This is a genomic window from Terribium retamae (genome assembly GCF_022347545.1).
Classification (GTDB): Bacteria; Pseudomonadota; Alphaproteobacteria; order Rhizobiales; family Rhizobiaceae; genus Mesorhizobium; species Mesorhizobium retamae.
In genome coordinates this window covers 1-10059 of the sequence record NZ_JAKREW010000085.1, presented here as the reverse complement: position 1 = coordinate 10059, position 10059 = coordinate 1, and the positions used below count along the sequence as shown (strand labels likewise).

Annotated in this window: 22 protein-coding genes; all 22 read right to left on the bottom strand. The window is 62.0% G+C overall.

What is annotated here, in order from left to right; translation table 11 throughout:
- Window positions 1-146: 146 nt before the first annotated feature.
- Complete coding sequence (gene rplO, locus L4923_RS30115) at window positions 147-620, bottom strand: 50S ribosomal protein L15 (protein ID WP_239370779.1); 474 nt, start codon at window positions 618-620, stop codon at window positions 147-149.
- A 17-nt stretch (window positions 621-637) separates the two neighbouring features.
- Entirely contained in the window at window positions 638-835 is a 198-nt protein-coding gene (gene rpmD / locus L4923_RS30110; RefSeq protein ID WP_054311493.1) for a 50S ribosomal protein L30, read from the bottom strand.
- Between the two features lie 25 nt (window positions 836-860).
- Window positions 861-1430 (bottom strand): 30S ribosomal protein S5, encoded by a 570-nt coding sequence (rpsE, locus tag L4923_RS30105; protein ID WP_239370778.1) that lies wholly within the window; start codon window positions 1428-1430, stop codon window positions 861-863.
- 152 nt (window positions 1431-1582) lie between these two features.
- Window positions 1583-1942, bottom strand: a complete 360-nt coding sequence (rplR, locus tag L4923_RS30100) for a 50S ribosomal protein L18 (RefSeq protein WP_239370777.1) — start codon at window positions 1940-1942, stop codon at window positions 1583-1585.
- 132 nt (window positions 1943-2074) lie between these two features.
- Window positions 2075-2608, bottom strand: coding sequence for a 50S ribosomal protein L6 (rplF, locus tag L4923_RS30095; protein ID WP_239370776.1), 534 nt, complete (start codon window positions 2606-2608; stop codon window positions 2075-2077).
- A gap of 32 nt (window positions 2609-2640) precedes the next feature.
- Window positions 2641-3039 (bottom strand): 30S ribosomal protein S8, encoded by a 399-nt coding sequence (gene rpsH / locus L4923_RS30090; RefSeq protein WP_239370775.1) that lies wholly within the window; start codon window positions 3037-3039, stop codon window positions 2641-2643.
- A 12-nt stretch (window positions 3040-3051) separates the two neighbouring features.
- A complete protein-coding gene (rpsN, locus tag L4923_RS30085; protein WP_239370774.1) occupies window positions 3052-3357 on the bottom strand; it encodes a 30S ribosomal protein S14 in 306 nt (101 codons plus the stop codon).
- A gap of 27 nt (window positions 3358-3384) precedes the next feature.
- Window positions 3385-3954, bottom strand: a complete 570-nt coding sequence (rplE, locus tag L4923_RS30080; protein WP_239370773.1) for a 50S ribosomal protein L5 — start codon at window positions 3952-3954, stop codon at window positions 3385-3387.
- Window positions 3947-4261 carry a 50S ribosomal protein L24 gene (gene rplX, locus L4923_RS30075; RefSeq protein ID WP_054311486.1) on the bottom strand — a complete coding sequence of 105 codons (315 nt, stop codon included), beginning with the start codon at window positions 4259-4261 and terminating at the stop codon, window positions 3947-3949. Before rplX ends, rplE begins: the two co-directional genes overlap by 8 nt.
- A 12-nt stretch (window positions 4262-4273) precedes the next feature.
- Window positions 4274-4642 (bottom strand): 50S ribosomal protein L14, encoded by a 369-nt coding sequence (gene rplN, locus L4923_RS30070; RefSeq protein ID WP_024924768.1) that lies wholly within the window; start codon window positions 4640-4642, stop codon window positions 4274-4276.
- A 73-nt stretch (window positions 4643-4715) separates the two neighbouring features.
- Window positions 4716-4955, bottom strand: coding sequence for a 30S ribosomal protein S17 (gene rpsQ, locus L4923_RS30065; protein WP_054311485.1), 240 nt, complete (start codon window positions 4953-4955; stop codon window positions 4716-4718).
- An 11-nt stretch (window positions 4956-4966) separates the two neighbouring features.
- Window positions 4967-5167: a 50S ribosomal protein L29 gene (rpmC, locus tag L4923_RS30060; protein WP_054311484.1), complete on the bottom strand. Its 201-nt coding sequence runs from the start codon at window positions 5165-5167 to the stop codon at window positions 4967-4969.
- Between the two features lie 14 nt (window positions 5168-5181).
- A complete protein-coding gene (gene rplP, locus L4923_RS30055; protein ID WP_129415657.1) occupies window positions 5182-5595 on the bottom strand; it encodes a 50S ribosomal protein L16 in 414 nt (137 codons plus the stop codon).
- 27 nt (window positions 5596-5622) lie between these two features.
- The gene (gene rpsC, locus L4923_RS30050) at window positions 5623-6345 is read right to left on the bottom strand and encodes a 30S ribosomal protein S3 (RefSeq protein ID WP_239370772.1); all 723 of its coding nucleotides are present in this window, start codon (window positions 6343-6345) and stop codon (window positions 5623-5625) included.
- Window positions 6345-6734, bottom strand: a complete 390-nt coding sequence (gene rplV / locus L4923_RS30045; protein ID WP_239370771.1) for a 50S ribosomal protein L22 — start codon at window positions 6732-6734, stop codon at window positions 6345-6347. The genes rpsC and rplV overlap by 1 nt, the downstream gene beginning before the upstream one ends.
- 2 nt (window positions 6735-6736) lie before the next feature.
- Complete coding sequence (gene rpsS / locus L4923_RS30040) at window positions 6737-7015, bottom strand: 30S ribosomal protein S19 (RefSeq protein ID WP_239370770.1); 279 nt, start codon at window positions 7013-7015, stop codon at window positions 6737-6739.
- Window positions 7016-7031: 16 nt separating this feature from the next.
- Window positions 7032-7865 carry a 50S ribosomal protein L2 gene (gene rplB, locus L4923_RS30035; protein ID WP_239370769.1) on the bottom strand — a complete coding sequence of 278 codons (834 nt, stop codon included), beginning with the start codon at window positions 7863-7865 and terminating at the stop codon, window positions 7032-7034.
- A gap of 23 nt (window positions 7866-7888) precedes the next feature.
- On the bottom strand, window positions 7889-8182 hold the full coding sequence (locus L4923_RS30030; RefSeq protein ID WP_024924760.1) for a 50S ribosomal protein L23: 294 nt from the start codon (window positions 8180-8182) through the stop codon (window positions 7889-7891).
- The gene (rplD, locus tag L4923_RS30025) at window positions 8179-8799 is read right to left on the bottom strand and encodes a 50S ribosomal protein L4 (RefSeq protein ID WP_239370768.1); all 621 of its coding nucleotides are present in this window, start codon (window positions 8797-8799) and stop codon (window positions 8179-8181) included. The genes L4923_RS30030 and rplD overlap by 4 nt, the downstream gene beginning before the upstream one ends.
- Entirely contained in the window at window positions 8799-9512 is a 714-nt protein-coding gene (rplC, locus tag L4923_RS30020; RefSeq protein WP_054311476.1) for a 50S ribosomal protein L3, read from the bottom strand. Before rplC ends, rplD begins: the two co-directional genes overlap by 1 nt.
- A 59-nt stretch (window positions 9513-9571) precedes the next feature.
- Window positions 9572-9880 (bottom strand): 30S ribosomal protein S10, encoded by a 309-nt coding sequence (gene rpsJ, locus L4923_RS30015; RefSeq protein ID WP_006205468.1) that lies wholly within the window; start codon window positions 9878-9880, stop codon window positions 9572-9574.
- Window positions 9881-9945: 65 nt separating this feature from the next.
- Window positions 9946-10059 (bottom strand): EF-Tu C-terminal domain-related protein (locus tag L4923_RS30010; protein ID WP_486389247.1); only part of this gene is annotated, 114 nt, incomplete at its 5' end.

The window sequence follows — 10059 nt, the reverse complement described above, 5'->3', positions numbered from 1 at the left end:
TCCCCCCAACCCCATGAAATTTTCCCCCCCATATCCCGCGGCCGCCCCCGCTGCGGCCCGCGCCTACCCCCCCCCCCCGCAAATCGGCGCGGCGGGCCCAACAGCCACGCGGCCGCGCCGACCCGCGGCCGCTTGTCAAAACATGTTTACTCGGCGGCTGCCTTTTCAGGCAGCTTCACGGATCCGCCGGCCTTCTCGATCTTCTCGATGGCGGCCTTGGAGGCGCCGGCCACATCGAAGCTGAGCTTGGCCTTGAGTTCACCGTCGGAGAGGACGCGCACGCCGTCCTTGAGTCGGCGGATGACGCCGGCCTTGACGAGTGCCTCACCGGTGACGGTTTCCTTCGCGTCCAACTTCTTGGCATCGATCGCCGTCTGGATACGGGCCAGCGAAACGGTCGCGAAGCTCTTGGCGAAGATGTTGTTGAAGCCGCGCTTCGGCAGACGACGGTAGAGTGGCATCTGACCACCCTCGAAGCCGTTGATTGCAACGCCGGAACGGGCCTTCTGACCCTTCACGCCGCGGCCGGCGGTCTTGCCCGAGCCCGAGCCGATGCCGCGTCCGAGACGCTTGCGAGCCTTGGTCGCGCCGTCCTTGTCACGCAGTTCGTTGAGTTTCATGGTCGTTCTCCTGCGGCTTACTTCTCGTCCACAACGCGGACGAGATGCTGGACGGCCGCGATCATGCCGCGCACGGAAGGCGTATCTTCCAGCGTGCTCTTGCGGTGCATCTTGTTGAGGCCGAGGCCGACCAGCGTCGCGCGCTGCTCCTTCGGCCGACGGATCGGCGAACCGATCTGCTCAACGGTGACAGTCTTGGTAGCTTTCTTGGCCATGTTGGTGGTCCCTCTAAGCTATCGACTATTCATCAGCCGCAACGGCATTGCCGCGGCGGGCCTGAAGGGTCGAATACTTGATGCCACGCGCAGCAGCCACATCCTTCGGATGCATCTGGTGCTTCAGCGCGTCGAAGGTGGCTCGAACCATGTTGTACGGGTTCGACGAGCCCATCGACTTGGCGACGACGTCATGCATGCCGAGCGTCTCGAAGACAGCGCGCATCGGGCCGCCAGCGATGATACCGGTACCCTGCTTGGCGGTGCGCAGCAGAACGCGGCCGGCGCCCCAACGTCCTTCGACGTCATGATGGAGCGTACGGCCCGAACGCAGCGGCACGAAAATCATGTCGCGCTTGGCCGATTCGGTCGCCTTGCGGATCGCCTCAGGCACTTCGCGCGCCTTGCCGTGGCCGAAGCCAACGCGGCCCTTCTGGTCGCCGACGACGACGAGCGCGGCGAAGCCGAAGCGACGACCGCCCTTCACCACCTTGGCGACACGGTTGATGTGTACGAGCTTGTCGACGATACCGTCGTCGCGCTCTTCGCGGTCACGGCCACGTTCGCGGCCGCCTTCCCTACGTTCCTGTGCCATATCCTAGTCCTTGTTCTTTTCCGGAAGCACGGGTTGCTGAAATGCCGGCGCCCCTTTTCGAGGTCGCCGGCGGCGAAAAACTTGCGCCTTCTGCACGATCCGTTCCGAAATGTCAGCCCTTTTTTGCAGCCGACATTCGGAAAGGTTCAGGCTTAGAAGTTCAGGCCACCTTCGCGGGCGGCTTCGGCCAGCGCCTTGACGCGGCCATGATAGATGTAGGCGCCGCGATCGAAAACGACGTCCTTGACACCAGCCTTGATCGCACGCTCGGCAACGAGCTTGCCGATAGCGGCAGCGGCAGCGGTATCAGCACCCGTCTTCTTGCCGGCCTTGAAATCTTTTTCCAGGGTCGAGGCGGTAGCGATCGTGTGCCCCTTGGCGTCGTCGATCACCTGCACGTAGATGTTCTTCGAGCTGCGGTGCACCGAAAGACGCGGGCGGCCATTGGCGACAGCCTTGATCTGGCGACGGATGCGCGCCGAGCGGCGCAGGGTGGCTTCTTTGGTTGCCATGGTCGTAGTTCCTGCCTTGTAAGACGGGGGTTGCCCTGTGCGGTAGGTTTCGCCACTCCCGCGGCAACACCCCGTGGCGTTGCATTTCTTCGAACCGGCCCTGTCCGAACAATCGGTTCAGGGCCGGGCCAATTACTTCTTCTTGCCTTCCTTGCGGACGATCTTCTCGCCTGCATAACGCACGCCCTTGCCCTTGTAGGGCTCGGGGCCGCGATATTCGCGGATCTCAGCCGCGACCTGGCCGACCTGCTGCTTGTCGATGCCCGAAACGGTGATTTCGGTCGGCTTCGGCACAGCGATGGTGATGCCCTGCGGGGTCTCGTAGACGACATCGTGCGAGAAGCCGAGCGCGAGCTGCAGGTTCTTCCCCTGCATGGCGGCGCGGTAACCGACGCCGGTGATTTCCAACTTCTTCTCGAAGCCGTCCTTCACGCCGGTCAGGATGTTGACGATCTGGGTACGCGACATGCCCCACTTGGAGCGGGCGTCCTTCGACTGGTCGCGCGGCTCGACGGCGATCTGGCCTTCTTCGAGCTTGACCAGGACCTCGTCGTTGACCACGAACTTCAGCTCACCCTTCGGGCCCTTGGCCGTCACGGTCTGACCGTTGACGGTTGCGGTGACGCCGGCCGGTACCGAGACGGGTTTCTTACCAATACGAGACATTTTCTCTCGTCCTTCCTATCTCAACTCGCCGATCAGAAGATCTGGCAGAGGACTTCGCCGCCGACGTTCTGCTCGCGTGCTTCGTGATCGGCCATAACGCCTTTCGGGGTCGAAAGGATGGCGATGCCGAGGCCGTTGGCGACCTGCGGGATCGACTTTGCCGAAACGTAGACGCGGCGGCCCGGCTTCGAAACGCGGGAAATGTCGCGCACAACCGGATTGCCGTCGAAATACTTCAGTTCGATCTCGATTTCCGACTTGCCGTTGTCGAAATCGGTCTGGCTGTAGTCGCGGATGTAACCTTCCGACTTCAGCACGTCCAGAACACGGGCACGCAGACGCGAGGCCGGGGTCGAAACGGTCGACTTCCTGCGGCCATAAGCGTTGCGGATGCGGGTCAGCATATCGCCGAGAGGATCGCTCAATGACATTTCATGTCCTCCTTACCAGCTCGACTTGACCAGGCCCGGGATCTGGCCGGTGTTGCCGAGATCGCGAAGCGCGACGCGCGAGAGCTTGAGCTTGCGATAGAAGGCGCGCGGACGGCCCGTGACTTCGCAGCGGTTACGGATACGGATCTTGGCCGAGTTGCGCGGCAGGGCCGACAGCTTCAACTGGGCGCGGAAGCGCTCGTCCATCGGCTTGGACTGATCCATGACGATTTCCTTGAGGGCCTTACGCTTGGCAGCGTACTGGTCCACAAGCTTGCGGCGCCGGTTGTTCTTCTCGACTGAGCTGGTCTTTGCCATTTCAGATTTTTCCTTTGCTCGCTGCCGTTACTGGCGGAAGGGGAAGTTGAAAGCCTTGAGCAGTGCCCTGGCTTCGTCGTCCGTCTTCGCAGTCGTACAAACGATGATGTCCATGCCCCAGATCTGATCAACCTTGTCGTAGTTGATCTCCGGGAACACGATGTGCTCCTTGATGCCCATGGCGTAGTTGCCACGGCCATCGAAGCTCTTCGGATTCAGGCCGCGGAAGTCGCGAACGCGCGGCAGCGCGATGTTGACCAGACGGTCCAGGAATTCATACATGCGCTCCTTGCGGAGCGTCACCTTGGTGCCGATCGGCATGTTCTCGCGAACCTTGAAGCCTGCGATCGACTTGCGGGCGCGGGTAACGACCGGCTTCTGGCCGGCGATCAGCGCGAGATCCTCGGCAGCCACCGAAGGCTTCTTGGAGTCGCCCGTTGCTTCGCCGACACCCATGTTCAGCACGATCTTATCGATGCGCGGAATCTGCATCTCGTTGTCGTACTTGAACTGCTCCTGCAGCGCCTTCTTGATGGTCTCGTTGTAGACCTGCTTCAGGCGCGGCGTGTTCTGCGCGGTTTGTGCTGCCTTAGCCATTGATGACTTCTCCCGAGCGCTTGGCGACTCGTACCTTCTTGCCGTCCTTCTCGAGCTTGAAGCCGACGCGGGTCGGCTTGCCGTCCTTCGGATCGGCAACGGCGATGTTCGAAAGATGGATCGGCGCTTCCTTGCGGATCAGACCACCCTGCTGGGCCTGGGTCTGGCGCTGGTGGCGGACCACGATATTGATGCCGCGAACAATCGCGGTGTCTTCCTTCGGCTGGACGGACAGAACTTCGCCGGAGCGGCCCTTGTCCTTGCCGGAAAGCACGACGACCTTGTCGCCTTTGCGGATCTTTTGCATTTCTCCGGCTCCTTACAGCACTTCAGGTGCGAGCGAGATGATCTTCATGTGGTTCTTCGCGCGGAGTTCGCGCGGAACCGGCCCGAAGATACGGGTGCCCACCGGCTCTTTCTTGTTGTCGACGAGAACGGCTGCGTTCTTGTCGAAACGGATCACGCTGCCGTCCGGACGACGGATGTCCTTGGCCGTGCGAACCACGACCGCCTTCATCACATCGCCCTTCTTCACGCGGCCGCGCGGAATGGCTTCCTTGATCGACACCACGATGATGTCGCCGACGGAGGCGTACTTCCGCTTCGAGCCGCCCAGCACCTTGATGCACATGACACGACGAGCGCCGGAGTTGTCCGCGACGTCGAGGTTTGTTTGCATCTGAATCATGACTGGCCGCCTTCTTCTTCGCTATCGGGACGGGCTTAAGAGCCCCTCCCCGGTCTGTCCAAAATTCGTTTCGTTACGCCTGATCGGAACCGATCACGACCCAGCGCTTGTCCTTGGAAATCGGAGCCGATTCCTGGATGGACACCTGGTCGCCCACCTTGTGGGTGTTGTTCTCGTCATGCGCCTTGTACTTCTTCGACATGCGCACGGTCTTCTTCATCACCGGGTGGGTGAAGCGACGCTCGACCTTGACGACGACCGTCTTCTCGTTCTTGTCGCTGACGACGGTGCCCTGCAGGATGCGCTTTGGCATGATTCTCGTCCTTATGCCTTCTTGGCCGCTGCTTTTTCAGCAGCGATGGTCTTGATGCGCGCAATGTCCTTGCGGACCTGCTTCACGCGCGCGGTCTTTTCGAGCTGGCCGGTAGCCTTCTGAAAGCGCAGGTTGAACTGCTCCTTCTTCAGGTCGGCAAGATCGGCGTCGAGCTCGTCGACGGTCTTCATACGTACATCAGAGGCCTTCATCGCTTAGCCCTTCCTTATTCTGCAATGCGCTGCACGAAGCGCGTGCGAACCGAGAGCTTGGCGGCGCCGAGGCGCAGAGCCTCACGAGCGATCTCTTCCGACACACCGTCGATCTCGAACATGATGCGGCCCGGCTTGACGCGGCAAGCCCAGTAGTCGACCGCGCCCTTACCCTTACCCATGCGGACTTCGGTCGGCTTCGAAGTCACCGGAACGTCCGGGAACACACGGATCCAGACCCGGCCGGCGCGCTTCATCTCGCGGGTGATCGCACGGCGAGCCGCCTCGATCTCACGCGCGGTGACGCGGTTCGGCTCCAGCGCCTTCAGTCCGAAGCCGCCGAAATCCAGATTGGTGCCGCCCTTCGCGGTGCCGTGGATGCGGCCCTTGAACTGCTTACGGAACTTTGTGCGCTTTGGCTGCAGCATCGTTCTAACTCCAAATTCCTATGCCTATCAGGCGTTTTCGCGACGACGGCCGCGCTCGGAGCGCTCACCGCCCTGCGAATGATCGCCTTCGGTGGCACGACGTTCCGAAGCCATCGGGTCGTGCTCCAGGATCTCGCCCTTGAACACCCACACCTTGACGCCGCAGATGCCATAAGCGGTCTGCGCCTCGGCAGTGCCGTAATCGACATCGGCACGCAGCGTATGCAGCGGCACGCGGCCTTCACGGTACCATTCCATGCGGGCGATTTCGGCGCCGCCGAGACGGCCCGAGCAGTTGATACGGATGCCCTCGGCGCCGAGACGCATGGCCGACTGCACCGCGCGCTTCATGGCGCGGCGGAAAGCAATGCGGCGCTCGAGCTGCTGGGCGATCGACTGAGCGATCAGCGTCGCATCGGTCTCCGGCTTGCGCACTTCGACGATGTTGAGGTGCGTTTCGGACTGCGTCATTTCGGTCAGCTTCTTGCGCAGCTTCTCGATGTCGGCGCCCTTCTTGCCGATGATCAGACCTGGACGAGCGGCGTGAATGGTCACGCGGCACTTCTTGTGCGGGCGCTCGATGACGATCTTGGAGATCGCAGCCTGCTTGAGTTCCTTCTCAAGATACTCGCGGATCTTCAGATCTTCGTGGAGCAGCTTGCCGTACTCGCCGGTGTTCGCGTACCAACGCGAATCCCAGGTGCGGTTGATGCCGAGACGGAGACCGATCGGATTGATTTTCTGGCCCATTATGCGGCCTCCCCTTTCTCTTCAACCTCACGCACGACGATCGTGAGGTGCGAAAACGGCTTTTCGATACGGCTGGCACGACCGCGGCCACGAGCGTGGAAACGCTTCATGACGATCGACTTGCCGACATAGGCCTCGGCCACGATCAGCGCGTCGACGTCGAGGTCGTGGTTGTTTTCCGCGTTGGCGATCGCCGATTCCAGCGTCTTCTTCACGGTGTCCGAAATCCGCTTGCGCGAGAATTCCAGATCGTTGAGCGCAGTCGCAACCTTCTTGCCGCGGATCATCGCCGCAACCAGGTTCAGCTTCTGCGGGCTGATACGGATCGTGCGCAGGACGGCACGAGCCTCGTTATCAGCAAGCCTGCGCGGAGCTTTGGCCTTGCCCATGATTACTTCCTCTTCGCTTTCTTATCCGCGCCGTGACCATAATAGGTCCGGGTCGGAGCGAATTCACCGAACTTGTGGCCGACCATGTCCTCGTTCACCGAGACCGGGACGTGCTTCTGGCCGTTGTAAACACCGAAGGTGAGACCGACAAACTGCGGCAGGATGGTGGAGCGGCGGCTCCACATCTTGATCACCTCACTGCGACCACCTTCACGAACCTTGTCTGCCTTCTTCAGAAGGTAGCCGTCGACGAAGGGGCCTTTCCAAACCGAACGAGTCACTTGGCGTTACCTCTTCTTAGCTCTTGCGCTGATGGCGCGAGCGCACAATGAACTTATCGGTCGCCTTGTTGGACCGCGTCTTCTTGCCCTTGGTGGGCTTGCCCCATGGGGTAACCGGATGACGGCCGCCCGAGGTACGGCCTTCACCACCGCCGTGCGGATGGTCGACCGGGTTCATGGCAACGCCGCGGTTATGCGGACGCTTGCCGCGCCACACAGAACGACCAGCCTTACCGTCGTTGATATTGCCGTGATCGGGGTTCGAAACCGCGCCGACGGTAGCGAAGCACGAACCGTGTACGATGCGCTGCTCGCCCGAATTCAAGCGGAGGATCGCCATGCCCTGGTCGCGGCCGACGAGCTGGGCATACGCGCCAGCCGAGCGGGCAACCTGACCGCCCTTGCCGGGCTTCAGCTCGATGTTGTGCACGATGGTGCCCACCGGCATGGCCGAGAGCGGCATCGCGTTGCCTGGCTTCACGTCAACCGATTCACCGGCCACGACCTTGTCACCGGCCTGCAGACGCTGCGGGGCGATGATGTAGTTCAGCTCGCCGTCCTCATACTTGATGAGGGCGATGAAGGCAGTGCGGTTCGGGTCATACTCCAGACGCTCGACCGTACCGACCACGTCGAGCTTGCGACGCTTGAAGTCGATGATGCGGTACGTGCGCTTGTGACCGCCGCCGATGAAGCGGGCAGTGATGCGGCCGTAGTTGTTGCGGCCGCCCGACTTGGTCAGGCCCTCGGTCAGGCCCTTGACGGGCTTGCCCTTGTGGAGACCCGAGCGGTCGACGATGACCAGCTGGCGGGTGCTCGGCGTTATCGGGTTATATTTCTTCAGTGCCATTGTCGTTGTCCTCGCGGCCTAGCTCAGAGACCCGTCGCGACGTCGATCGACTGGCCATCGGCCAGCGTCACCACTGCTCGCTTGACGTCGCCCTGGCGGCCAATCGTGCCGCGGAAGCGCTTCACCTTGCCCTTGCGGACCAGCGTGTTCACAGCCATCACCTTGACGCCGAACAGCGCCTCGACTGCTGCCTTGATCTCCGGCTTCGACGCCTTCTTGGCGACGTTGAAGACCACCTGGTTCTGCTCGGACGCCATGGTCGACTTTTCGGTGATCGCCGGCGAGACGATCACGTCGTAATGACGAAGGTCGGTCATTTGAAGCGCTCCTCGAGAGCCTCGACGGCGGCCTTGGAAAGGACCAGCGTGCCGCGGCGCAGAATGTCGTAGACGTTGATGCCCTGGATGGGCAGTACGTCGATGTTCGGGATGTTCGAAGCAGCCCGCTTGAAGCCCAGGTCCAGTTCGGCACCGCCGATGAACAGAGCGTTGGTCAGGCCGAGCGACGCGAAGTTCTCGACCAGAGCCTTGGTCTTGGCCTCGGCCAGCTTCAGTTCGTCGACGACGATGAGCGACGAGCTCTTTGCCTTGGCCGAAAGCGCATGCTTGATGCCAAGCGCGCGGACCTTCTTGGGCAGGTCGTGCTCGTGGCTGCGGGCAACCGGGCCGTGAGCCTTACCACCACCGCGGAACTGCGGAGCGCGTGCCGAAGAGTGACGGGCGCGGCCCGTACCCTTCTGCTTGTACATCTTGGCACCGGTGCGAGCGATCTCTGCGCGACCCTTGGCCTGATGCGTGCCCTGCTGCTTCTTGGCCAGCTGCCAGCGCACGACGCGCTGCAGGATGTCCTCGCGGGGCTCAAGGCCGAAGATCTCTTCCGAGAGCTTCACCTTGCCGGCGTCCTTGCCGGCGAGCGTGGTGATCTTGAGGTCCATTATTCCGCTCCCTCGGTGGCCGGAGCCTGATTGTTGGCGGCGGCGCGGATCGCAGCCGGCTTCGGCGCATTGGCAGGCAGCGCCACCTTGGCGGCGTCGCGAACCAGGATCCAGGCGCCCTTGGTGCCCGGAACCGCGCCACGAATGAGGATCAGGCCGCGATCGGCGTCGGTCGAAACGACCTCGACGTTCTGCGTGGTCACGCGGGTAGCACCCATGTGACCAGCCATCTTCTTGCCCTTGAACACCTTGCCGGGGTCCTGGCGCTGACCGGTCGAGCCGTGCACGCGGTGCGACAGCGAGTTACCGTGGGTCGCACGACCACCACCGAAATTGTGACGCTTGATGACACCCTGGAAACCCTTACCGGTCGAAGTTCCGGTAACGTCGACCTTCTGGCCGGCGACGAAGTGGTCGACGGTCAGCTCAGCGCCAACGTCCAAGAGATTGTCCGGCGAAACGCGGAACTCGGCGAGCTTGGCCTTCGGCTCCACGGAGGCGGCGGCGAAATGACCGCGCATGGCCTTCGACGTGTTCTTCACCTTGGCAAGCCCGACGCCGAGCTGAACAGCGGTATAGCCATTCTTTTCCTGCGTGCGCTGCGCGACAACCTGGCAGCTCTCCATGCGGAGAACGGTAACGGGGACATGCTCACCGGCATCATTGTAGATGCGGGTCATTCCCACCTTCTGTGCAATTACACCTGAACGCATCGGTTCATCTTCCTTCAGAGGAGCAGGTCGGGTCACCCCGCCGGCTCATGGTTCAGCTCTTAGAGCTTGATTTCGACGTCCACGCCGGCGGCCAGATCGAGCTTCATCAGCGCATCAACCGTCTGCGGGGTCGGGTCCACGATGTCGAGCAGGCGCTTGTGGGTGCGCATCTCGAATTGTTCGCGGCTCTTCTTGTCGACGTGCGGCGAACGGTTGACCGTGAACTTCTCGATGCGGGTCGGCAGCGGAATCGGGCCGCGGACATTAGCGCCGGTGCGCTTGGCCGTCGAAACGATTTCCCGCGTCGAAGCATCGAGCACGCGGTGATCGAACGCTTTAAGTCGGATGCGGATATTCTGTCCGTTCATGCGTCTATTCCTTGTTCTGGCGCGGCGCGGGCGTATTCCCGCCCGCGACAGATCTCTTGTTCTTCTTACTCGATGATGGAAGCGACGATGCCGGCGCCGACGGTACGGCCGCCTTCGCGGATAGCGAAGCGCAGCTTCTCTTCCATGGCGATCGGCACGATCAGCTCGACGTCAACGGT